Annotated in this window: 19 protein-coding genes and 5 pseudogenes; 15 read left to right on the top strand and 9 right to left on the bottom strand. The window is 59.1% G+C overall.

The genetic code is table 11. From position 1 onward, the window contains the following. The 4 genes from BSU04_RS01690 to BSU04_RS01680 all read left to right on the top strand — a co-directional run. On the top strand, positions 1-348 hold a 348-nt coding region (locus BSU04_RS01690), incomplete at its 5' end, for a Tn3 family transposase (RefSeq protein ID WP_144021094.1). Positions 349-478: 130 nt separating this feature from the next. Further along, positions 479-625 carry a hypothetical protein gene (locus tag BSU04_RS46205; RefSeq protein ID WP_179258169.1) on the top strand — a complete coding sequence of 49 codons (147 nt, stop codon included), beginning with the start codon at positions 479-481 and terminating at the stop codon, positions 623-625. A 66-nt stretch (positions 626-691) separates the two neighbouring features. Then, entirely contained in the window at positions 692-2,353 is a 1,662-nt protein-coding gene (locus tag BSU04_RS01685; RefSeq protein WP_089158969.1) for a GMC family oxidoreductase, read from the top strand. 100 nt (positions 2,354-2,453) lie between these two features. Beyond that, the gene (locus tag BSU04_RS01680; protein WP_089158968.1) at positions 2,454-2,648 is read left to right on the top strand and encodes a hypothetical protein; all 195 of its coding nucleotides are present in this window, start codon (positions 2,454-2,456) and stop codon (positions 2,646-2,648) included. 253 nt (positions 2,649-2,901) lie between these two features. Here the strand turns inward: BSU04_RS01680 and BSU04_RS01675 are convergent, their stop codons facing one another. Next, entirely contained in the window at positions 2,902-4,116 is a 1,215-nt protein-coding gene (locus BSU04_RS01675) for a tyrosine-type recombinase/integrase (protein ID WP_089158967.1), read from the bottom strand. Positions 4,117-4,261: 145 nt separating this feature from the next. Between BSU04_RS01675 and BSU04_RS01670 the strand changes: the two genes are divergently transcribed. Both BSU04_RS01670 and BSU04_RS01665 read left to right on the top strand, forming a co-directional pair. Next, a complete protein-coding gene (locus BSU04_RS01670; RefSeq protein ID WP_089158966.1) occupies positions 4,262-5,281 on the top strand; it encodes a DNA-binding protein in 1,020 nt (339 codons plus the stop codon). A gap of 321 nt (positions 5,282-5,602) precedes the next feature. Further along, a complete protein-coding gene (locus BSU04_RS01665) occupies positions 5,603-5,878 on the top strand; it encodes an HU family DNA-binding protein (RefSeq protein ID WP_089158965.1) in 276 nt (91 codons plus the stop codon). Positions 5,879-5,895: 17 nt separating this feature from the next. Here BSU04_RS01665 and BSU04_RS46200 read toward each other — a convergent pair. After that, a pseudogene (locus BSU04_RS46200) lies at positions 5,896-6,218 on the bottom strand (DDE-type integrase/transposase/recombinase); the annotation flags it as partial. A 7-nt stretch (positions 6,219-6,225) separates the two neighbouring features. Between BSU04_RS46200 and BSU04_RS01655 the strand changes: the two are divergent. Next, a pseudogene (locus BSU04_RS01655) lies at positions 6,226-6,494 on the top strand (enoyl-CoA hydratase-related protein); the annotation flags it as partial. Here BSU04_RS01655 and BSU04_RS01650 read toward each other — a convergent pair. Beyond that, on the bottom strand, positions 6,494-6,787 hold the full coding sequence (locus BSU04_RS01650; protein ID WP_089158964.1) for a hypothetical protein: 294 nt from the start codon (positions 6,785-6,787) through the stop codon (positions 6,494-6,496). The pseudogene BSU04_RS01655 and the gene BSU04_RS01650 sit on opposite strands and share 1 nt — an antisense overlap. 296 nt (positions 6,788-7,083) lie before the next feature. Between BSU04_RS01650 and BSU04_RS01645 the strand changes: the two genes are divergently transcribed. The 6 genes and pseudogenes from BSU04_RS01645 to BSU04_RS01620 form a co-directional block, all read left to right on the top strand. Next, complete coding sequence (locus tag BSU04_RS01645; protein WP_089158963.1) at positions 7,084-8,760, top strand: hybrid sensor histidine kinase/response regulator; 1,677 nt, start codon at positions 7,084-7,086, stop codon at positions 8,758-8,760. 793 nt (positions 8,761-9,553) lie between these two features. Continuing rightward, entirely contained in the window at positions 9,554-10,339 is a 786-nt protein-coding gene (locus BSU04_RS01640; RefSeq protein WP_089158962.1) for an SDR family NAD(P)-dependent oxidoreductase, read from the top strand. Positions 10,340-10,373: 34 nt separating this feature from the next. After that, the gene (locus tag BSU04_RS01635; protein ID WP_089158961.1) at positions 10,374-11,036 is read left to right on the top strand and encodes a TetR/AcrR family transcriptional regulator; all 663 of its coding nucleotides are present in this window, start codon (positions 10,374-10,376) and stop codon (positions 11,034-11,036) included. A 1,167-nt stretch (positions 11,037-12,203) separates the two neighbouring features. Continuing rightward, positions 12,204-12,560, top strand: coding sequence for an IS66 family insertion sequence element accessory protein TnpA (gene tnpA, locus BSU04_RS01630; RefSeq protein ID WP_089158960.1), 357 nt, complete (start codon positions 12,204-12,206; stop codon positions 12,558-12,560). Beyond that, the gene (tnpB, locus tag BSU04_RS01625) at positions 12,560-12,916 is read left to right on the top strand and encodes an IS66 family insertion sequence element accessory protein TnpB (RefSeq protein ID WP_086380520.1); all 357 of its coding nucleotides are present in this window, start codon (positions 12,560-12,562) and stop codon (positions 12,914-12,916) included. Before tnpA ends, tnpB begins: the two co-directional genes overlap by 1 nt. 57 nt (positions 12,917-12,973) lie before the next feature. Next, a pseudogene (locus tag BSU04_RS01620) lies at positions 12,974-13,459 on the top strand (IS66 family transposase zinc-finger binding domain-containing protein); the annotation flags it as partial. A 73-nt stretch (positions 13,460-13,532) separates the two neighbouring features. On the opposite strand, the gene BSU04_RS01615 reads toward BSU04_RS01620, so the two are convergent. Next, on the bottom strand, positions 13,533-14,036 hold the full coding sequence (locus BSU04_RS01615) for a hypothetical protein (RefSeq protein WP_089158958.1): 504 nt from the start codon (positions 14,034-14,036) through the stop codon (positions 13,533-13,535). Positions 14,037-14,124: 88 nt separating this feature from the next. On the opposite strand from BSU04_RS01615, the gene BSU04_RS01610 reads away from it, so the two are divergent. Beyond that, positions 14,125-14,427, top strand: a complete 303-nt coding sequence (locus BSU04_RS01610) for a transposase (RefSeq protein ID WP_179258168.1) — start codon at positions 14,125-14,127, stop codon at positions 14,425-14,427. Beyond that, positions 14,424-15,314 (top strand): IS3 family transposase, encoded by an 891-nt coding sequence (locus BSU04_RS01605; protein WP_089158956.1) that lies wholly within the window; start codon positions 14,424-14,426, stop codon positions 15,312-15,314. Before BSU04_RS01610 ends, BSU04_RS01605 begins: the two co-directional genes overlap by 4 nt. Before the next feature lie 117 nt (positions 15,315-15,431). On the opposite strand, the pseudogene BSU04_RS49115 reads toward BSU04_RS01605, so the two are convergent. The 5 genes and pseudogenes from BSU04_RS49115 to BSU04_RS01575 all read right to left on the bottom strand — a co-directional run. After that, positions 15,432-16,132: pseudogene (locus BSU04_RS49115) on the bottom strand (hypothetical protein); the annotation flags it as partial. Then, positions 16,133-17,005 (bottom strand): hypothetical protein, encoded by an 873-nt coding sequence (locus BSU04_RS01590; RefSeq protein ID WP_089158953.1) that lies wholly within the window; start codon positions 17,003-17,005, stop codon positions 16,133-16,135. A 472-nt stretch (positions 17,006-17,477) separates the two neighbouring features. Next, a complete protein-coding gene (locus BSU04_RS01585; RefSeq protein ID WP_089158952.1) occupies positions 17,478-18,200 on the bottom strand; it encodes an IS6 family transposase in 723 nt (240 codons plus the stop codon). Between the two features lie 182 nt (positions 18,201-18,382). Beyond that, positions 18,383-18,637 (bottom strand): Imm74 family immunity protein, encoded by a 255-nt coding sequence (locus BSU04_RS01580; protein WP_089158951.1) that lies wholly within the window; start codon positions 18,635-18,637, stop codon positions 18,383-18,385. 447 nt (positions 18,638-19,084) lie between these two features. Further along, a pseudogene (locus BSU04_RS01575) lies at positions 19,085-23,164 on the bottom strand (RHS repeat-associated core domain-containing protein); the annotation flags it as partial. Positions 23,165-23,173: the final 9 nt, after the last annotated feature.

Below are 23,173 nucleotides of genomic sequence, written 5' to 3'. Positions count from 1 at the left end.
ATTCACGCGGCGACCAACAAGAGCGAGCAGTTCAATGACTTCGCTCAATGGCTGATGTTCGGTGGCGAAGGCGTGATCGCCGAAAACGTCCGACACGAGCAGCGCAAGGTGATCAAGTACAACCACCTCGTCGCGAACATGGTGATCCTGTACAACGTGCAGTGGATGTCGCGCAAGTTGAAGGAACTGCAGGAGAAGGGGCATCCGGTCGATGCCGAGGTCCTCAAGGTGCTGTCGCCGTACCGGCGCGAGCACATCAACCGGTTCGGCGACTATCTGCTGGATCTCTTGCGCTCCGTCCCACCGCTCGATCCGACGATTGATTTCGCATTCAAATCAGCCGCTTAGATTGAGATGTGGCGGATTTTTAATGAATCCCGGTCGGGCCTCATATCTGATTGGATTGATGCGCGGCTTTCGCGATAACGTGTCTCGAAGCAGGTGCCCCCTGGCAGGTCACTCACTCCTTAAGGAAGACATGAGTGAGACACATCAAAGCGAGACGCGTATCGCCGCGTTGACGCATTTCATCAATGGCGGGCGTGTGGAAATCGTGAGTAATCGATTTTCCTACTCTTTAAATCTGGCTACGGGCGCCGAATTCACGATGCCCGTAGCCAAATAAGAAAACGATAGAAAACCTTGAACGAGAGACGAAAGCCACCGACGGCGGCTCGTCCAGGAGATAACAGTGAAACAGAATGTTCAGAAAGTCGAGGGCGAATTCGACTACATCATCGTCGGCGCGGGCAGCGCAGGTTGCGTGCTAGCGAACCGTCTGTCCGAAGATCCGGATGTAAGCGTGCTGCTGCTCGAGGCTGGCGGCAAGGATGACTACCACTGGATTCATATACCAGTCGGCTACCTGTATTGCATTGGCAATCCGCGCACCGACTGGCTTTATAAAACGCAAGCCGAACCGGGACTCGACGGTCGCGCGCTCTCGTATCCGCGTGGCCGGGTGCTCGGCGGTTGCTCATCGATCAACGGCATGATCTACATGCGCGGCCAGCGCGAGGATTACGATGAGTGGGCGCGTGTCACCGGCGATTCTGGATGGTCCTGGGATTCAGTGCTGCCAGTGTTCAAGCGCAGCGAGGATCACCATGGCGGCGCAGGCGTGTTTCACGGTGCGGGCGGCGAATGGCGCGTCGAAAAGCAGCGGTTGAAGTGGGAAGTGCTTGAGATATTCTCGCAGGCCGCGCAGGAGACAGGCCTTCCCGCCACCGACGACTTCAACCGCGGTGACAACACCGGCGTCGGTTACTTCGATGTGAACCAGAAAAGCGGCATTCGGTGGAATGCGTCGAAAGCATTTTTGCGGCCCGCGATGAAGCGCACCAACCTCACGACCATCACGGGCGCGCAAACACAGCGCATCGTATTCGAAGGCAAGCGGTGCGTGGGCGTGGAGTATTGCGGGGGCGGTGTCGAGTATGTTGCGAAGGCGAAATGCGAAGTGATTTTGAGCGCCGGCGCCGTCAATTCGCCGCAACTGCTCGAGCTCTCCGGAATCGGAAGCGGTGCGAGGCTGCAGCGGATGGGTATCGACGTCATAAAGGATCTGCCAGGCGTCGGCGAGAACCTGCAGGATCACCTTCAACTTCGGATGGCTTATAAAGTGCAGGGCGTCCGAACGCTGAATACCTTGGCAGCGCATTGGTGGGGCAAGCTGTTCATTGGCGCGCAATATGCGTTGACGCGCAGCGGGCCAATGTCTATGGCGCCTTCGCAACTTGGTGCATTCGCGAAGTCTAACCCCAACGATGTCACGATCACGCGGCCGGACATCGAATATCACGTGCAACCGCTCTCACTCGAGCGATTCGGCGAGCCGCTGCACGCGTTCAATGCGTTCACGGCGTCAGTGTGTCCGTTGCGGCCGACTTCGCGCGGTAGCGTGCATATCCAGTCGCCCGATGCACATCTAGCGCCTTTGATCGCGCCGAATTATCTTTCCACGGATCGCGATCGGGAAGTGGCGGTCAACGCGTTGAAACTGACGCGGCGGATCGCTGCGGCGCCAGCACTTCGCCCGTATTCTCCGGAGGAAATCTTGCCTGGCGTCAGTTACCAGACCGACGAAGAACTTGTTCGAGCTGCCGGCAAGGTCGGGACGACGATTTTCCATCCGGTCGGTACATGTCGGATGGGGACGGAGGGCGATCCGGGCGCTGTTGTTGATAGTCGGTTGCGCGTGATGGGGGTGGAGGGGTTGCGGATTGTCGATGCATCTGTAATGCCTACTATTACATCCGGTAATACAAACTCGCCTACGTTGATGATTGCCGAGAGAGCTAGTGAAATGATTCGTGCCGATCGGCGAAATGTTGTGAGGGCTTCGTCAACTTAGCGTGAGTGAAGCAGCATGACAACGGGCGGGATCCGCCAGTCGACGATGGCCCAGGTACGGCACCATCAGGAGAGCACCGAGCGCCTCCGCCGGTGTCGACGTGACCGTGATCCGCAGCTGGTTCGGCCATGCGCGACTGGATACGACCAATCACTACGCGCGCGCCAATCTCGAGACCAAGCGCAAGGCGCACACGCTTCTTCGTTGCTTCATCCATCGCCATCCGAAGTCCTGCCGCGCGAGGCATAGCGCGCGTACCGTCGTAAAATGCAGCGAAATCAAGATGACCCCTTGAAGTAGTGAAAGGACGTGGGCTTCCGGGGAATTACCGGCGGCCCGCACAGTCGTCTTCGATCGGCTTAACACCATGCTCTCGAGCAAAGCGAGACGTTGAGATGTAGTTTAACAATAACGGTTTGGACACCGTGCTTACGCCATCTAATTTTACATTAAAAGAATCGACACTATTTAATATGCATCCCTAAATAATTTATCTTGAGTTGTCCCAAGACATGAAAGAAAATCATCCTTTGCCTGCATTTCAGCCGCTACCAATTCAGTTTGTGCCCGCTTTCCGTGGCCTGATGCCGATCGTCGTCCTCGGCGTGCAGGTACCGACTGGTGGTCGAGATCGATTCGTGGCCGAGGTTGTCGCGCACATAACGCAGATCGACCTGCTGGTCCATCATGTGGGAGCCCGCTGTGTGCCTCAGCCAATGGGCTGAGGCCTGTCGCAAACGCCGTACAGCGTGTTCGCGGGCTTCGCCCTCGATAGGCAATTGTCCGACGGCGTTCTCGAATACCTGCTTGATGATCAGATGCAGTCCCGCGCGCGTGAGCGGCCGGCGTTGGCCGCCGATCGGTAAGACGAGAGGCGTTGCTTCATCCCGATAGGGCAGTGCGCTCAAGCCGTAGTGCAGCCGATAGCGGGTCAGCTCAGCGACAAGCTCGCGCGTGGCGGGCAGCAGCCGTTCCTTGTCGCCCTTGCCGGTTACCCGCAGCCACCACCGCGCTTCGCCCGAGCGGTCCACGCGGGTGAAGAACCCGCCCATGGTGTTCGCCGCGGCCTCCGAGATGCGCAGCCCGCTCAGGTACAACAAGGCGATCAACCAGCGCACCCGCGCATGGTGCTCGCGCTCGCGCGGGGTTACACACGGCATGGCATCAATCGACGCTTTGACGCTCGCCCACAGATCGTGATCCAGATACCGGTCGATCTGGGGTTTCTCCCGCCGGCGGCGCTGGCGCGACAGCGACAATGGGTTGCCCGCCAGATAGCCCGCGTTGACGAGCCACGAGAACAATCCATTCAAAATGATCACCGCCTGACGGCGACTGGCTGCCGACAGAGGGCCCGCGAAAGGGCGCCAAAGCGGATCGCTGCGCGAGAGCTTGCGCGCGTGCATGACCCAGCGCTGCGCCGGTTGAGGATCTTCCAAGAACCGTGCGTAGGTAAGGAGGTCTTCATGCGTGAGCGAGGAGAGCGGTTTGCGCAGCTCGACGGTGCTCCACAGCAGTAGCCGTTCGGCTTCCTTGCGGTAGCTCTCGAAGGTGGCGCGGCGATCGGCATAGCGGGCAAGCCACGCCTTGATGGCATCCACGTCGTTGTCCGCTGCAATTTGCGGGATGCCCTGACGCGCGCGGTTGAGGCCGTGCTGACCATTCAGGTCGCTCGGCAGCGTCAGCGCATCGATCGGTGCAAGACCCGACGCGAGACCCGGCAGCAGTAAAGGGGGCTCGTGAGCGGGGTCGGGAGAGGACATGGAGGGTCGATGCGGTCGATTGTGGGAGATGAGCCAGTATATTGACATTATGTCAGTAATGTCAAATAACGGTATATATTTTCAAGCTAATCAACATATTACGTTATATTATCAATCAATTCATGCATAACCGCCGGGCCTCTCCATGACCCCCTCAACGCCTGACGCCCGGATCGACGCCGAGATTGCCCAGCTGCGCGCGCAGTTCCCGCGCACGCAGGAGCTGTATCGCGAGGTTTGTGTATTGCTGTTTTTTCGCTATGGCGTCACGCCCACCGCGAACAAGCTCTATCAGCTCGTGAAAAAAGGCAGCATGAGCGCGCCAGCCGAAGCACTCACAGCGTTCTGGGCGACTCTGCGGGAAAAGAGCCGTGTGAGGATTCAAAGCCCCGATCTACCGGAGGAGTTGCAGACCGCGCTCGGCGAGCTCGCGGCAACCGTGTGGGATCGCGCGCAGCTAAGCGCTAATGAAGCGCTCGCCGGCCTGCGCGAGGAGGCGGCGCAATCAGCGGCGCACGCGCGGGGTGCCCAGGCGCTGGCCGAAGCAGAGAGTGAGCACCTGCGCCAGGAACTGATCGGCAGCGCCGCCGCGCTCGACGCCGCGCACGCGATCGCAGAGGAATTGCAGCAGACCGTCGCCGTGGGTCGCGCGGCCGAGGAGAGCCTGAAATCGCAACTGAAGCAATTGCGTGAGGAGCAGAGCGCATCACACCAGGCCCTTGAAGACGCGCGGCAGGCGTTCACAACGGCGCTGGAGAAACAGCGCGCGGCGGGGCAATTGGCCGAAGAGCGTCTACGCGCGACCGAAGCGCGAGCGCTGCTGGAAATCGACCGGGAGCGCGTGGCGGCGACAAGGGCTCAGAAAGGACTCGATGACGCCCAACGCAAGCTCGAACGCGCCGACGAGCGGCATCGCGCCGAACTGACGGGGCTCCAGGCGCAAGTGAGCGCGCTGCATCATCAGGCGGGCGTGCTTGAGGGCAACCGGCATGCGCTCGAGATCGCACAGAAGGCGTCGTCACAGCAGATTGCTGAGCTTCGGCGCGAGCTTCACGTAGCGCTGAAAGCGACGACCGAGGCACCGAAAAAGCGGGTGACACCGGCGAACACCAAACGCGGCGACCTCAGCGAGAAAAAGACCGCGAGCAAGAGAAAGGGAAGTTAGGCTCGAAGGTCACGGCACTAGAACCCAAAAGCGGGCTGATATCGGGACCTATCGGCCCTGATAGGATCGTAATATCTGGATACGTCGGGAAATGGGCACGGAAACAGAGCCGGCAACGCCTGGCGGCACGGGAACGACGTTCGCGGCGAGCGGGTCAGGACTGGAATTCGCGCGCGCGAGCCGCGCCGTTTGGGCGACGAGACTCGGGGGTGACGAACTCCCGATTTAACCGCCGTGTTTACGGCCTACCATACGCTCCCGTAAGGTAGCGAGCACCTGCATCTACCGATTGATGCTTGGAAGGATAAAAAGGAATCAAGCATGAACAAGCAAGAGCTGATTGACGCGGTCGCGGCTTCCGCCGGACTAACCAAGGCTGCCGCGGGCGAGATGATTGACGCGACTCTGCGTTCTATCTCCAAGGCGGTCGCTAAGGGCGACACCGTCCAACTCATCGGTTTCGGCTCATTTGGTGCGGGCGCTCGTGTGGCTCGTATGGGCCGTAATCCCAAAACAGGCGAGCCACTTCAGATCCCCACGTCGAAGACGGTGAAGTTCACTGCGGGCAAGGGCTTCAAAGACACGGTGAACGGGTAGGGCAGCTCGGCCTCGTGCTGCTTGACCAAATTATTGAGATATCTCGAGGACCGGACCTTCGTGTCGTCCGGCAGCAAGCCATCGGCCTTCATCTCGCGCACGGCGCGGTGCGAGGCTGCATAGTCGGCAAGCTTGATGGTCTTCGGTGGCTGGCCTTGATGTTTGATTGCCTTTTTGAAAAAGGCCTTTGCCGCCCTCACGTCGTGCCTGGCGCTGAGCATGAAGTCTACCGTCTGGCCCGCCCGATCCCCCGCTCGATAAGATAGGCCCACTTACCGCGCAGCTTGAGGTAAGTTTAGTCGACACGCCACGACTGGCCGACAGGCCTGCCAAAGCGGCTCAAGGAGTTCGATCTCGACGATCGGATTGGCGCCATTGTTATCACAGGGAGCGCTCGCGCCTTTGCTGCTGGAGCTGACATCGACGAAATGGTGGACAAGTCGTTTAACGACCTCAACACACACATATTTTCGCTGAATGGGACCGGGTTCGCTCGATCTCCAAGCCCATTATCGCGGCGGTGGGCGGGTACACGCTTGGCGGTGGGTGCGAGCAGGCAATGATGTGCGACTTCATTATTGCGGTAGACGATGCACAATTCGGGCAACCCGAAATCTAGCTGGGAATCTTGCCGGAGCTGTCGGCCGCGCACAGTGTCAACGCTGTTTCGGAAAGCAGCATAAGCAGCGCATCTTCGGGGCCAGTCAGTGCGCGCGCTAAGCTGACCAACGCCGCATTCTCCGCCGCGAGCGCCGGTCCTCGACACGGTCGGTGTTTGAGTGCTGCCGTGATTATGGTGCCGGCGTCTATCGCATGCTCCACAGCTGCGGCGGCCGAGCTTGAGGGCATGCCCGATACCGTCACCCCAGCCAAGTCGGGCGATGTAGAAAAATCGACTTCCGTTTTCATTTTTACTGTCCACGTCGCGGCTGAATCGCCGATTAATGTGTCCTAGCGGCGTTTCAGGTGAGACAAACGTCTGTGAATAGTATGCCGTTCTTACCACTTGGCGCGTGTTTGGTGCGGAAAGTATTACAAACGACATGTGTGGGCAGAGCACAGCAACACGGGAGTGTGCAAACCCATCTTCAGTAAAGTTTCGCCGGTTCTTTACTCTGATAAATACCTTTTCCGGACATTGGGACCGATTCTTGCGTGGCAGGACATACCTTCCTGGTCGCAGAACCTAAACGGACATCGCTGCCATGTCCCTCTCCTTTAGCCGAGACGAGGCTTATCGCCTGAAACGCCTGCAAGCTCTTGGCATCCTCGATACGCCCGCTGAATTGCACTTCGATGCAATTACGAAGACGGCTGCCCACATTTTGCGAACACCCATCGCCCTTCTCAACTTTATCGACGAGGCGAGGGAATGGTGCAAGTCAGCGTGGGGGATGAAACGACAGCATGCCCGGCGTGAAGAGTCGCTCTGTGCTGAGGCACTGCTGACGGATGACGCGATGGTCATCCCGGACACTGCGCGTCACGCTCACTTTCGCAACCATCCTCAGGTCACTGGCGACCGCTCAGTCGTCTTTTACGCCGGCGTTGTGCTCAAGACCTCGGACGGTGTTGCGCTCGGTACCCTGTGCGCTATTGACCATTCCCCGCGTACGGTCACCGATGAGGAGCTCGACGCGTTGCGGACCTTGGCAGCAACGGTGGTCGGCTACATAGAAGGTCAACAAGCAGCAACGGAAAGGGCCACCAAGCTCGCGGCTGAGTTGGCGGACGCCAATCGGCGGCTTGAGAGCGCGGCAAACAATCGCGACGAGTTTTTGGCGATGCTCGCGCATGAACTACGCGCTCCGCTGGCGCCCATTCATACCGCGGCTGAGATTTTGCAGCGTCCCGAGAGTTCCGAACCACAGCGGGCCTGGTCACGAGACGTCTTGCAGCGGCACACCCGCTATATGAGCCGCATTGTCGACGACCTGCTGTCTGCCTCGCTCGTGTCAATTGGCGCGATAGACCTTTCGCTCGAACCGGTGAATGTGGCGGCGATGATTCAGCAGTCACTGGAGATGTGCGACGCAGACATCACCAAGGGTAAGCATGCGCTCACCGTGACTGTCGACACTTCGCTCTTCGCCGTCGCTGACATTACGCAAAGCCCCCTGATTATTGCAAACCTGCTGCGCAACGCTGCAACGTATACGCCGCCCGGTGGCCGCATCGACGTCGTTGTGGATGGTAATGTGACCGACATTAAGATTCGAGTTCTTGACAACGGTGTCGGTCTCACTGCCAACGACACGGAGGACATTTTCCAGTTGTTCAGACAAACCGGTCGTTCCCTTGCGCGCTCACCTGGCGGAATGGGTTTGGGCTTAACGCTCGCAAGACGACTGGCCGAGTTGCACGGAGGCACGCTAATCGCAAGGAGCGATGGGCCGGGCTTGGGAAGTGAATTTATCTTGTCATTACGTAGGTCGTCGCAGAGCACCTCCGCGCGGATACCGCCGACACAAGAGCTCACAACAGCCCTGACGCCGCTGGCTGTCTTAGTGGTGGACGATAATCACGACGCAGCCGATGCGCTTGGGGTGTACTTCGAGTTATCAGGCCATGAAGTTCGCGTCACGTACACGGCTGTGGACGCGTTGGCGCTCGCGGTCGAGTGGACGCCGAACGTGGTGCTCAGCGATGTGGGTCTTCCGGATATGGATGGATATGCGCTCATGCGCGCGCTGCGGCGACTACCGAATGTCGCACCAGCCACGTGTATCGCGATAACGGGATATGCCACGAGAAGGGACAGGGAGGCCGCGCTTGACGCAGGTTTTGACGCGCACATCCCTAAACCCGCAGACGTCGGCAAGCTTGAACAATTTATTATAAATTTGCGCGCTGCCAAGAATCTGCACATTAAGTCTGAATAGCCATTTGAAGCTGGACAAGCCAATCAAAAGCACTCAGGAATTGTTTCAGACGCATCGCGCAGCACCTGCCCCCGCAGCGGGGTCAGCGACCGGCGCGATGGGGTGTTTCCATTTCAGCTTCGTATGCTCGCCATGGCACCAACAGTGTTCACATTGCTCGCCAAATGCCAGCGCGCTGCTAGCCATTCCCGCTTGCCGCAGTAATGGAAAGAGCTGCAGGACAACGACGCCCGAGTATCGGCCCGCTTTTAGAAAGCACAAATGCTTGACTCCGAAAACGATCAACCTGGGGCACTGCTGGCGCAGCAAATCGAACGGCGTCACTGAGGTTTTCAGTTCCAGCGCAGTGCGTCATGATCCAGCTCACATGTACCTTTCCCCACTCACCCTTATCACCTCAATCCGGTCTGCAAATCTGGCTCGTCACAACCATTTGCGTTCTTGACGATATCGCGAAAACCCATCGTTGGCGATCACAGCAAAAACTGGCAACCAGTAGTGTGCATCCGAGGACCTTTTCCCAGAAGATTTAGCCTGATGACGAACGCGTGACCCGAGGGACGGCGGTGTTCGTGCTGGGCTGGGCCGCTCGCCGCTGTTCCACCAGGCCCCTCCCGTCCGTCGTCCTGATCTGTTGTGCTCTTTTGAACAGAATATTTGCCAAGAGACCATCGGTCTGCTATATTAGAGACCATCGGTCCTTTATATCCAATACCCCTGAGGGCCGCTGACGCGATCAACAGTGGCTGCCTTCTGCGGCCGACGCAATCACCTTCATGCAAAGGCTACCGATATGGCATCTACGAACGATTCATGGGTTCTCATCTCTGGCGCTTCAGGCGGTTTTGGCGAGGAGTTTGCGCGCCAGTACGCGGCCAAGGGTCATCCATTGGTCCTAGTGGCGCGCCGGCTGGACCGGCTTCAAACGCTAGCCGAATCCCTGCGCCGGGCGTATGGCGTCAATGTGCTCGTGGAGCAGGTTGACCTTTCCGATGTTCACGCTATTGGTCAACTGCATTCACGGCTGCGCGACCAGGACATCGCCGTGGACATCCTGATCAACAACGCCGGCCATGGATTGCAGGGTCCGTTCCTTGATGCGCCGCTCGACGCGGCCATGGCCATGGTGCAGTTGGACATTGCCAGTCTGACTGCCATGACGCGTCTCTTCGGGCAGGACATGCGTCAGCGACGCCGTGGGAGAATCCTGCTGGTAGCCAGTCTTCTGGCTCATTACGGCGTGCAAAACATGGCGGTCTATGGTGCGGCGAAGGCCTATGTCTTGCGTCTGGGCGATGCGCTGCATCGGGAGTTCAAACGGGACGGCGTGACGGTGACGTCGCTTTGCCCGGGCATGTCGGACACAGGATTTGCGCAAGCGGCAAAACAAAAGATTACATTCGCGTTGAAGCTACTCATGATGAAGCCTGAGCCCGTGGTGCGAGCTGGAATACGTGCGCTGCAGGCAGGGCGCATAAGTGTGGTTCCTGGCTGGGCAAACAAGTCAGCGGTGGCAATGGTCTGGGCGACGCCTCGCTGGATGCACCAAGCGATCTTCGCCCGCCTCATGAACGGGTGATGCTTTCGCAGAACAACCTTTCGGATTTCATCCAATGACCACACCGACGTATTCAAGGGCGCGGTCTGCCGAGCAGAAGGAGGAGCGCCGGCGACACCTGCTTGACACCGCGAAGTCGCTGCTGCGCGAGATCCCGGACGTGCACGATCTAGGTATCAATGAGCTGGCGCGGTGCGCGCAGATGACCAAATCGAACGTGTATCGCTACTTCGAGAGCAGCGAAGCCGTTCTGCTCACTGTGCTCGTCGAGGAGTTCATGATTTGGCGCACCGAGCTGCGCGCAGCCCTAAGCCGCGACGCGAGACGTCGGGGAACCATCGAACACATCGCGCGGGCGTTCTCCGCAACAGTGGTGGCACGCCCGCTGTTGTGCCGACTCACCAGCGTCTTCCCGTCGATTCTCGAGCACAATGTCTCCGCCGAGCGCATGGTGGGGTTCAAGCATGGGCTGCTGAGCGTACGAAAGGAGACGGCGCTCGACTTTCATAGCTGCATGCCATCCATCTCCGCATCCGTGTTCGAGAAATTTATTCACCAAGCGCTGCCGCTGCTCATCGGGCTCTGGCCGCTGAGCAATCCGGCCAAGGTTGCGGCGGAGGTGATTGCGCGCCCCGATCTGGCGGCCCTGCGCTACGATTTTCATCATGATCTGGAAGAGGGGCTGCTTATACTTCTGCGTGGTCGACTCAGTGAGTAACTGGTAGATGATCTCTCGCTGCGATGGCGCGACCAAGCGGGGCAGCTATTACGGACGGCTGCTGAACCTCGCATCGACATCTGACCGCTCTCGTTTTCGTCTGGCCAGCAGCGCCGCCCTTGCTTGCGGTCATTCGTTCGGATAAAGAACTGGTCTGCCGCACGCGTTGTCGATAACGTTGATCGCGGCAGCTTCGACGTCGCTAATAAGATCTTGAGGGCCGACGGGCCATTATTGGCCGCTCTAGGCGATTGCGTCCGTCCCTATAGTCGGTTGGGTACGGCCAATCGGCGATACACGGTAGTCGGCGATCAAGCGACGTTTTCTTCACGATGCGGCAATTTTCGACCGCTGTTATTCAGGTGCAAGTTCGCTCCAAATTCATGTGCTACGTGCGAAATCACTCGCCTGCGCGAGCGCGGGTTCGCGTCCGCGTAACACATTGGCTATTGATATTTGAAGCCTAATAGCTCCAGTTATCAGATGTGGCGATTTTTCTACGGGCTAGATCCGTGCAGCCTTCTGCAACGGGTCGCATTCGCGCTTCCGGCGAGGAGGTCGCACAGTGACGGCGCGACCTGGCGACGTTCGCCCCGTGATCGACGAAAGCGATCACAACTTGTTCGACGTTGTGCGGGATTGCCGTGGAATTTCATCAAGGTCGCCGGCGCGACTATGTGAACAATCGCAAACTGACTTGGTGAGGCGCTCGAACGGCCATGACGCAACAGCCCTGCGCGCCAATATGAGATGCGACACCTGCCTTGGACCAATTACAGTACGAAGACAGGATGCAATTCATGCCAATCCGATGAAATCTGCAGTCAAACCCATACTCCACCACGCCGCGATACGAGCTGCGGAAAATCAGCGTCAGTGCGACCATCACTTAACGCAGCCACCTCTTGCTGACCGGCAACTCGAACAGCACCGCATCTTCGGCACCGCAGCCGCGAATGCGTCTGCCATCGTGCTGATCGTCTCGGATACCAGCAACGCCCGAACGGCAAGGTCCTTACGCTCATGTTCACGCAGCTTCGCTGCCGTGCTAGCGGATCGATTCATGCACACCACGACTGAAAAAAAGTAAGCGCTAGTTTAAGCACACGTTGAAGTTGAAGTTTTCGAGTTGAACAATGACGGCTTCGTTTATGAAGGAGTCGGCAGATGGCAAATCGATACGATGAGCGCAGACAGGTGTGGGCCAAGCGATTTGAGGACCAGAAGAACTCTGGTCTGAGCGTGCTGGCATGGTGCAAAGCGGAAGGGGTGAATCAGTCTGGATTTTACAGGAGCCGCCGTCGCATGCTCGAAGTGAGCGGGTCGCAGGCCAAGGCGAACTTGATTGCCGTGCCGATGAATCCAGGCGTTGATCGCGAGATGCGGTTGGACGATGAGAATTGCACCGACGCGTCTGAAGCGCGGCACGCGCCGCTGGAAATCCAAACGCCCACCGGCTTTGTGGTTCGGTTGGGTTCGCGCACACATCTGGACTGGTTGCCGCGTCTTCTGGCGGTGCTGTGATGTGGGATAGCCCGCTAGGCCGAGTCTATCTGGCGCCGGGCGCCACCGACATGCGCCGCTCAATTAACGGCCTCTCATTGATGGTGTCTGAGACGCTCGAACTTGATCCGGTGAGTCCCCACTGGTTTGTTTTTTGCAGTCGCGGCGGCGACAAACTTAAAATTCTTCACTGGCAGACGAACGGTTTCTGGCTTCATTATCGTCGCCTTGAGGAAGGTCGATTTCGCTGGCCGCGTGACGCAGGAGATACGGCGGCACTGGAAATCACGGCGCGCGAGCTGCGCTGGCTACTCGATGGGCTGAACTGGCAGACGACGATTGCGCATCGGGCGATGCCCGCGCGTGAGGTTCGCTGAGGCGAATTATAAAAATACGTAAACCCACGATGCGGCACACTTGGATATCGTACGGCAATGGACGCCAACGATCTGAACCATCTAACGCCTGAAGTTCAGGCCTATATCCGCGCACTCGAAGCGCAGAACCGCCAACTGGCAGAGCGTATTGAGGTGCTTGAGGAGCTCTTCCGTCTAGCGCAACTCAAGCGTTTCGCTCCCAGCAGCGAGAAGCTCAAGGACCGCGTGTTCGACGAAGCCGAACAACTCGCGCTGAGTGAACCCGACTACGACGATGTCCTGACGCTGCCCGACACGGGCTTGCCGCAAACGCAGGCGCCTGTTGGCCAGAAGCGCGGTCGCCGGCCACTTCCCGCGCACCTGCGGCGCACACGTATCGAATACGACTTGAGCGAACACGAGAAGGTCTGCCCGTGCTGTCAGGGCGCGATGCACAAGATCGGCGAAGAGCTAAGCGAGCAGATGGACATGATTGCCGCGAAGGTCCGGGTGCTGCAGCACGCACGCTTCAAATATGGTTGTCGCCACTGCCAGCGCCACGCCGCTCATCAACGGCCATTCGCACAATCCACGATAGTCGTTCGCGACGCGCTCGTTTTTGCGGGGCGTGTTCGCGTCAGCGGAGTTGATGGGATAAAACTTCGGCGACCACCGATCGATCTGCACCATGGTTGCGTAGCTGAGCTTGAATGCGCGTATTGATCTCGGTCGTGGCAATGCCCAGGGTTTCGCCGGCACGGATGACTGCAGCGTATGCGTCAAGCACGTCAGCGCGAGCAATGTCGTAACCGTAGCCCGCCAACATCCAGTGCAGTGAACTCAGCCCGCAGGACATCGCAAACTCTGGCTCGCTAACACCAAAGTCTCTCGCTGCGCGTGTAAGCGTCCGCGGGTCGGTAGGGCCTTGCTTCGCGAGCGACACGGCCAACTCAAAGAGACCTGCGTCCTTGGCCGCCGCAAACCACTTGCCTTCGGAGCCCGGCGCGCTGGCCACAAGATCATGCAGGATGTCGCCCGGCAGCTTGTGCGGATACTTTCTGACGATGGCACGAAACGTCGCCAGATAGGTGGTGCCCTCGTTGGCATCGATGGCATAACGGGCATAAGCTTCGTCGACCATGCCCGACGCCAGAAGAATAGCTTCACAGTGATCTGGTCCCCGAAAAGTGGACGCCATGAGGTTGATAATCAGCCTTGTGGAGGAAGCGATGAAATCAGGACCGAATCGGAAGTACACGGCGGAGTTTCGCGCGGCGGCGGTCGAGCAAGTGATAGTGGGCCGGCGTGGATTGCGAGAGGTTGCGCGGAGTCTGGAGATGTCGGACAAAACGCTGGCGAACTGGGTGGGCAATACGCGTAAGGGGAAGGCGCTAGTCAAGCGTGCGCTAAGGCCTCCGGTAACGGATCTGGAGGCTGAGAATGCGCGCTTGAAGCAGGAGAATGCACGGCTGCGAATGGAGAAAGAAATATTGAAAAAAGCGGCGGCGTACTTCGCGAAGGAGTCGCTGTGAGGTACGCCTGGATCGAACGACATCGGAGCGCCTATCCGGTCGAGTTGATGTGCCAATCGCTTGGCGTGTCGAAGAGCGGCTGGTACGCTGCGCGCAGTCGCACGCCGTCGCAACGGGACGAGGAAAATGCGCGTCTTGTTACACGGATGCATTCGCTGCAGCAGCGCCATCGCGGCCGCTACGGTCGCCGTCGCATGCATCGGGCGCTGCGCGAAGAAGTCGGCGTGATCAACGAGAAGCGTGTCGGTCGTCTGATGCGTCAACACGGCTTGCAAAGCCGGCTGCGTCGACGCTTTCGGGTTGTGACCACCGACTCCCGGCACGCGTATCCGGTAGCGCCCAACGTGCTGGCTCGCGACTTCGAGGCGAGCGCGCCCGATCGCAAGTGGCTGGTCGACCTGACCTTCGTGGCGACCGACGAAGGCTGGCTGTATCTGGCACTGGTGCTCGATCTGTTTGGTCGCAAATTCGTCGGCTGGGCGATGAGCGAGCGCATCGATGAAGACCTGACACTGCAGGCGCTGGTCATGGCGCTGGAGTGGCGCCGCCCCACAGGCGAGCTCATGCATCATTCTGATAGGGGTTCGCAGTATGCAGCGAACGACTACCGCAAGGTCCTCGCCGCACGCGGCATCACCGTCTCAATGAGCCGCAAAGCGAACTGCTGGGATAACGCGCCGATGGAGTCGGCCAACGGCACGGTGAAGGTCGAGTGCGTGTATGCAGAGCACTACACCACGCGCGAACAGGCCCGGTTGTCCATCACGGAGTATCTCGCGTACTACAACACTGAACGCCTGCATTCATCGTTGGGTTATATGAGTCCGAGTGAATTCGAGCGGCGCTGGCGCGCCGGGAATAAATGCAAGGAGGAACCCGCGTCATAATGAGTGTCGAGTTACCCACCGCCGGCCGACGTCGTGGTCGTAACAGGCGACCCGCCGACCGGCCGTGGATAACTCTTGAAAGCCAGTTCATGGCGTCCACAAAATGGGTACCGGTCCACAGGCTGTCGAGACCACGCCAGGCGGGGCATTGGTTTCCTGTGACGCTTGTGCATAGCGAAGTGCTTCGGCCGGACGACCAAGCGCCACCAGCGCATCGACTCCCCAGCGTCGATAGTGCCACCAATTCAAGCGCGCGCTGTCCACCAGTCGGCTCAATTCGGCGTAGCGTTGAGCGCCATAGAGCGCACTCAAACACGCTGTTGTGCCCGTGAAGAATTCGCCATGGCCATCAGGTCCCAGCACGCGCGTGGTGATCCCCAAAAGCCGGTCCGCCCACGCCGAGGCGATCGCCGGCGTCACACATAGCTGGCCCCAAAATTCGCCCAATTGCTCGATGTACGAAATTCGATCCTCTTGTAGCGCATCGAATAGCCGCTCGAGCCACATTTCACGCACGGACTCCGCAACGTCTGGCGCGGCGATGATCGGGACAAGCACGTCGATGGCGAGATTGACTGCGCTTCCTAATGCGCCGGAAGAGCTGTCGACCTCTCCAGAGCGGGCGAGAGCTTTTCGAGCAGCAAAATGGCACCGTTGGCCGCGAGTACGGGATCGGTGCGGGCTGCGTGTTTGATTTCGGTTACCGCTTCCTTCAGGCGTTGAGTCGGTAGCGCCGAGCGCCAGCCGAACGCCTGACGTCGAAATCGGGACGCAAATGTCCACTTGTGGTGGCTATTTCCAACGGAGAGTGTTTTCAATCAGCGAGTGCTCATGTAGCAAGCGTAAAGCGAGGCGTGCAAGCCCTGAAGTTTCTTGCGGCAATCCAAAAGATCGAAGTGACGTCCTTGCCGCTCAAGGCTGAGCAATTCAAGCAGCAGTCGCATGGCGCGCTCCGGGCTGGTCTGCGTTGACGGCTGCGCTACGCCGAGCAGGCGGGCGAGGGCGGGCTTCTCGATTAAGACCCAGGCGGGAAACCAGGCGATATCCGTGCTATCTCCGGCGCCTTCAAACCCCGCGTGGAACTTCTTGAGCAGCAGATCCAACGATTTATCGCCCAATCGATCCACAAGTCCGGCAAAGCGATCCGGCGCAAGCCACGCAAGCTCCGCTAGCAAAGGCCAAGTCGCCTCCAGTGCGTCGAGCCGGTACGAGGCTTCGGCCATCCACGTCACTGGAGCCGGAATGCGACGCCACGATTCAATCGTCAGGACAGCATCACGCGCAGCCGACCAAGCACCTGCCTGCAGCCATAGCGCCGCCGCATGGGTGTCAATCGAAGTGGCTCGGAATGGCAGCAAGCTCGCGCGCTGCGCCAGTTCCTGCCACAGCGGCACGAGCCATTGGGTGCCTGCACGTTCGCCGAACATGCGTAGGGCGGCCGGCGTGGTTTCTTCAACAAGCGCACAGCGCGCCTCAGCCGCGGCTGAATGGCCGGAGAACGCAGCGGCTGAGCGGAGATCAAGTGCGTCGGCGAGGACGGTCAGTTGGGGAACGCTGTCATCGTCCGGATAGTCGTCACTCAGGCGTTTAAGGCTCTGCTGCGTCTCACGCGCGTCGTAACGTTGCAGCGCGCTCACAACATCGTTGCGCAACATCACATCGCGGCTGTCAGCAAAAATATCGAGTTGCATGCTTGATATCGAACTAGTGTGCGGTTCAAGGATGAAGCCGATTATGCCATCGACACCAACCACACGGCATAGCTACCGGAGCAAAGCGAGTCATGTTCCGATGACGGTGCGCTGCCATGCAACCGTGAACGCGCGCACTGACTTGGATCGGGCGAGTACAGCATTGGGCACTTCGAAACGGCGTAAATCGTAACGCAGCGGGGTCAAGTGGTATGGTTACCGCTTTTATAATCGGCGGTCTGTTTGCGCCACAGTCTTAAGGATCGACATGAACAAACAAGGTGACTGTTCAGCAGCTAGCTCGCAGGCTGTATAGGATCGCCAGCAAAGGCACGCCGTAATACGTCGAGCATGCCATGCCCTTGCTTGCGGAGTGTGTCGAGGCAGGAACGAATGACGCAGGAGTTTTCGGCACCGGGTTGTGTCGCAGTAACGAAAGAGGGTCAAGCAAACGCTAGATGTTATGCATTACTTATGAAACGAGCGAGTAAAACTGCTGGGCAGCAGACAGTGGGATTTCGCCCGAGCCTTTCATCTGCCCTTTCTTGATCATATGCATGACTTCGACGCCACTCAGAATGACGCGCGCGCAGTGGAAATCCTTGAAGCCCAGCATTGGTCGGGTGATGCGTTTGATGGCCCGATGGTCCTGCTCGACCACGTTATTCAGGTACTTGACTTGACGAATCGTAATGGGCGTCTCCCGCTCGGCGTTGACCGCGTGCAGCGCAGCCAGATTAGAGCCGCTTTTGTCGATGGTTACCGTCTCGGGTACACCGTTCTGAGCGATCGACTTTTCAAAGAAGCGCCGCGCTGCCACCTTGTCGCGCTTGGCTTTGAACAGGAAATCGACGGTTTGGCCCGCCTTGTCCACCGCCCGGTAGAGGTATTTCCACTGGCCTTTGACTTTGATATACGTTTCGTCCATCCGCCAGCTCTTGCCTACCGGCTGCTTGTGCTTTCGGAACGCCTTCTCGAACAGCGGCACCAACTTGATCACCCAACGATGCACCGTGGAATGATCAACCGCAATACCGCGCTCGGCCATCATTTCTTCGAGATTACGCAAACTCAGTGAGTAGGCGACGTACCACCGCACGCATAGCAACATCACATCGAGCGGATAGTGAAGGCGCTTTAGCACTCGGGCGATGCCCGCAGCAAGCGTCTTTCGCGGTGTTTGGGTCTTCTTCATCGGCCAGCCAAAGCATATTTGTCAGGCTCAAATACTACCTCTCCCGCCTTAACGCGACAAAACCCATATCGTTCTGCCGCGCAGACTCCTAGCGCTTCTATGCGGATTAGGATCGATGCCGGGGCGTAGCACTCCACGAATCGGCATCGTAAAAGTGATGAACGTTAAAGCTCAAGCCGCCCCTACTCAAAATCAACAACCATACTCTTTTTCTTAAAATATGACTTTATAGAGGCTACAATTTCAGCCTTTTTATCATCGTGTGTTATTTTTTCCCAGCCACCGGCGCCAAGCATAAGAAAAGAATTCAGGTAAACGACAAAACTCGCGGCGTTATTATCTGCGGGGATGAGTCCCTCGCCTAATACGCGCACCTTATCTGCCCCATCTTCCAGATGTATATCGCCACGCGAAACATCTACCACTTCAAATGACATAGTTCACCTTCTGAAAATTTCACTAACCGATTGTGACTCTGGATCGATCTTTTCAATGCTGGTGACATTGGGATTACTGATCAATGCATCTTTCTCATACCCTTCCCAAACATTACCTGGGCGCAAATCTTGTCCGATCACGCCGCGAACATTGTCAGAAGCCTGTTCAGCGTATGCCTTCGACATTTGTCCCCATTCGTTGACGACGGTTGGATTATTACTATCCCACGTTGGCATGGTAACGCTTTGCTCTTTGAGCAGCATTTCCAAGGTCGTTCCACCCCGAGCCCCTGCGATATCTGCCGCCACATCCATTCCGCCGACTCCGTTAGTTCGACCTGACCAGAAAAACGCGGTGCCTGGCTCAGTTGCCACCAATTCCGTAGGACGTTTCCTGAATTGACCAGAGTCGCTATCGCGCCAGCGTTCGGCTGCGCTATTCCAAGAACACCCTGCCAAGCCGGTTGGATCGGACCATTGCATCGGATTATGCACGTACGCATGCGTCCTGAGCCCACCTTCCAGTCCGATCGGATCGTTGCTTAGATATTGACCGGTCTGTGGCTCATAATATCGGTGCAGGTTGTAATGCAGTCCACTCTCTTCATCCTCCCACTGCCCAGGGAATCGGGATGTTGTATCGATCGAGGTCTCGTGGTTCGCAACGCTCGTGGCAGGCACAGGCTGGCCCCACAACGTGTGACCTTGGTTCCAAACGCGCTTGCCGCCCTGATCAAACAGCGCTCGCGGAAATCCGATCTGATCGGTCAGGACCGGGTATATCCCGCTGTCGGTCTCCTGCGCAAGGGGCACGAGCCCTGATAGCTCGATATGCCAGGTCACCGAGCCTCCGCTCGTTCCGTTCTTCTCCTGCCACCTCTCGGCAACTGCGTACCCGTCCCAAAGGAATCTGATAGCGTCGCAGCCGCCAGCCTGCCGTTTCTCCACGCGCCTGTTGAACGCGTCATACGCGTACATCCACACACCTTTTTCCGGCGTGCTCACCTTCACCAACCGGTTCAACCCATCCCACGTGAACTGCCACGTTTTCGGCCTAAAACCTGGCTGCTCGACTGTTTTCTCGATCGTCCGGCCACGCATGTCGTAGCGATAGCGTGCAAAACCAACGCGCTCGGGAAGGCCGCCCGGAAGATACCAGTGGGCATCGACTGGCCCCTGCTGACCACGCGCTGTAATGTTCAGGTTTGCGTCGTAGCTGTAGTGTTCGGGTGCCTGTCGAAGGCTATCGACCGCCGCTACCTGCCCACGCACATCGTGCTGGTACGTCACACTATCCGAGTCAGATTCAACCTGCTTGAGCTGTCCTGCCGCGTCGTACGAATACAGTTGCCGCGTGAGTTGTTCCAGTGCACGAACCGGATCCGACTGCATTGCGTCAAACGCGGACCGCGGCCCGGCGACTTGCCGATGCACGCGGCCCAGCGCATCGTATTGTCGCTGCATCACGAACTCGCCCGCCTGACGACCTGTATCTCGTCCGACGCTGTCGCGCAGGATCGACATCGGGCCGACCTTAGTCAGCGCCCCAAGCGCGTCGTATTCGTACTGGGTTTTCCGGTGCGGTGTTATCCGTGCAGTGCGCTGACCCTGCGCGTCGTACACGTGCTGCAGCAGGTGGCCGTGCTGGTCCTCGCCGATCAGACGACCCTTGTCGTCGTAGGCGAGGCGCGTGATGTGCGGCGACTCGCCCTGTACCTCGGCGCTGGCCAGACGGCCAGCATCGTCGTAGGTATAGGCCAGCTTCACGTCGCCGGCGTCGACGGTTACGAGACGACCAGACGGGTTGTACCCGTAGCGCCACTTACCGCCATCCGGCAACGTTTTCACCAATAACCGGCCGACCGAATCCCGCTCATAGTGCGTCGTGCGGCCACCCCAATCGATCTCCGTGACGAGCTGGCCCGCGCCGTCGTAGCGATACTCCCATGTCTCACGCAGCGCGTTGACGACTTTCGTCAGTCGGGTCGCGTGGTCATACTCGAAGCGGGTGGTGTGGCCGGCAGCATCGATCGACACCGTAACAAGGTCGAACGGTCCATACTCGCGGCGCGTGACCCGGCCTAGCGGATCAATCTGCTCAACCAGCAGGCCTTCGCTGTTTTAGCGTGCACGAGCAACGGTGCCGTCCGCCTGGGTGACCTGCGAAACCGCGCCTCGCGGATTGTCCGGCCCGGCCGCATATTCATACCGGGTCACATTGCCATCCGGATCGGCTTCTTCAACGAGACGTCCCAGCACATCGAACGCCGTGGAGAATTGAGCGCCTGTTGGCAGGCGGGAGGCGATGAGCCGCAACTGCGCATCGTAGTCGTGCCGCGTTTCGAGATTGCGATTCACGACGCGAAGGAGTTCGCCCCGTTCGCCGTAGCGGTAACGCCTCACCGTCCCATCCGGTGCAGTACGCTCGGTCAGGCGCTGAAGATGGTCGTAATCAAACTTGACGCGCGCTCCACCCGGCAGCACAACAGCAGTCAGCAAGCGGTTGTCGTCGTATTCGAACCGCGTCGTGTTACCAGTCGGTTCCAGCACAGCAATGAGATTGCCGCGTTCGTCATGATGGAATTCGGTGCGCCGGTCAAGCGCGTCCGTCTGCGACAGCAACCGTCCCAGTCCCCATTCCCGCTGGGTGGTATCGCCTAGCGGGTTGATCTCGACCGTGACCAGTCCATCCGCGTTGTACTCGTAGACCCACTCGCCGTCACCGTCGATGACCCGTGTGCGACCGTCGTCGTAGATGAACCGGCCAGTGTGATATCCCTGACGCGTGCCAGTTTCGATCACCCGGCCCGTCTCGTCATATAGGTAGCGAACATCGGTCTGGTCGGTGTCACGCCAGCCCGTCATCCATCCGTTCTGGTCGTACGTGTAATGAAAATGGCCGTGCTGGAAGCTCGCCACATGGGACAGCATGGTCCCGCCGTAGCCGTAGTTCACGAGCGTTTGAGACTTGCCTGACGCATCGTGCAGGACGATTTGGTCGACTTCACGCTTCACGCCGTGATACCGGATTTCCAGCCGGTACCCGTCCGTGTGCGCGAGGCCGGCGAGGCGAGCGTCCCTGTCGTAAGAGGACGAGACGGCGTTGCCGCTCAGGTCTTCGATGCGCTCGAGCCGCGAGGTGCCGCCGTCGACGAGCGGCGCAAACACCAGCACCTGCCGGGTCTCATGGTCGAGAATGCGCGGTTCATCCCGCTTGCCGATCAGGCGATACCGCGGCTCGCGCAGGTTGATGCCATCTAACCCAGCTTCAGGTGCGATGAATGTGATCGCCCGGCCGCCCGCGTTGTGGAACCGCACAAGGTGTCCGTCATGGAACGACAGACGCTGCGACCAGTTGGTCGACCACTTCAGTCCGAGAAGCCCTGAATCTTCCGAACGCGTCCGGTAACGCCGCGTCAGCTGCAATGGCAACACGCCGGGAATCGAAATGTCGGTGCGGATGTCGACCATCTCGCCGGTCGCTACATCGACTGGGTCTTCCTTGCAGGTCGAGGCTTCGTCCTTCTTCCCGGATACCTCCGCCGACTCAGTCGGTTCGCGTTTCGGAAGCGCGTCCCTTAACATGCCGCCGAGCTTCGCGCCGAGCAGGCCACCGAGCAAACCCGCGAAGAATTCCTCGCCAGCGGTCAGCTCAGGATTTTTCGGCCCAAACTGACCCGTCGTCCGGTCGACCCAGACGCTCTTACGCCCCGAATTGACTTTCGCGCTGCAATGAGTCGAATGGCCGATGCGAACCAGCGGAAGCCCGTTGATCGTGATGGTTTTGCTGCCTTCGACCAGGGGCTCAGGTGAATTCGAGTGCTTGGAACATGACGCGACATCGGTGACCCGCGCAGCAGCCTTGCCCTCGAAGGTGACGTTGCCCGATCCGCTCGTGATCTTTCCGCAGTTGCTCCCCATGCTCTGGCTCGCGGAGGCGAGCGCGCTGCCGAGACTCAGACCGCCGGCCATGCATACACCGACGATGAGCGCACCAGCCAGCCCACCGGTCGCGACAGTAGCCGCGACCATCGCGCCGATCGCGATGCCTGCCGCAAGGCCTGCCATCATCCCCATGAAGCCGGACGAATGCGCGATGTCGTCGCCGACACACGCCGGGTGAAGGTCCCCGCGACCGATGGTCAGGCCGAGCGCATCGCCAACCTTGGTCGCGCCCTCAGCGACTACGCCGGTCACCCCCAGCTTGCCCAACGCCCAGGAGCCGGCCAGCGCGACCACCGCCGGCACCGCCGCGAGCGCTGCTGCGCCAGCTGCCGCCGCCCCCGTCGCACCGGTTGCAACCGCCGCAGAGCCAGCAGCGTAAGTACCGTAGCCCACGTCGGCGCCGAGCATCCCGTAGTTCGCGCCGTCGACCCATTTCATCTGCTGCTGCTTGACGGCTTCGCCGTTCTCGAGCGTCTGCAGATGAGCCAGCCGTTCGCTGGCACTGCCGGTCGGTTCGCCAGTGTTGCTGGTGCTCTCGGCGCTAGTGGGGTTGTCGGGGTTGTCGTTATCCTGGTCGGCCATGGTCGTGTG

It is taken from the genome of Caballeronia sordidicola (assembly GCF_002220365.1).
GTDB classification, from domain to species: Bacteria; Pseudomonadota; Gammaproteobacteria; order Burkholderiales; family Burkholderiaceae; genus Caballeronia; species Caballeronia sordidicola_C.
Note: the sequence above shows the minus strand (reverse complement) of the source record. Positions and strands in the feature narration are given on the sequence as shown.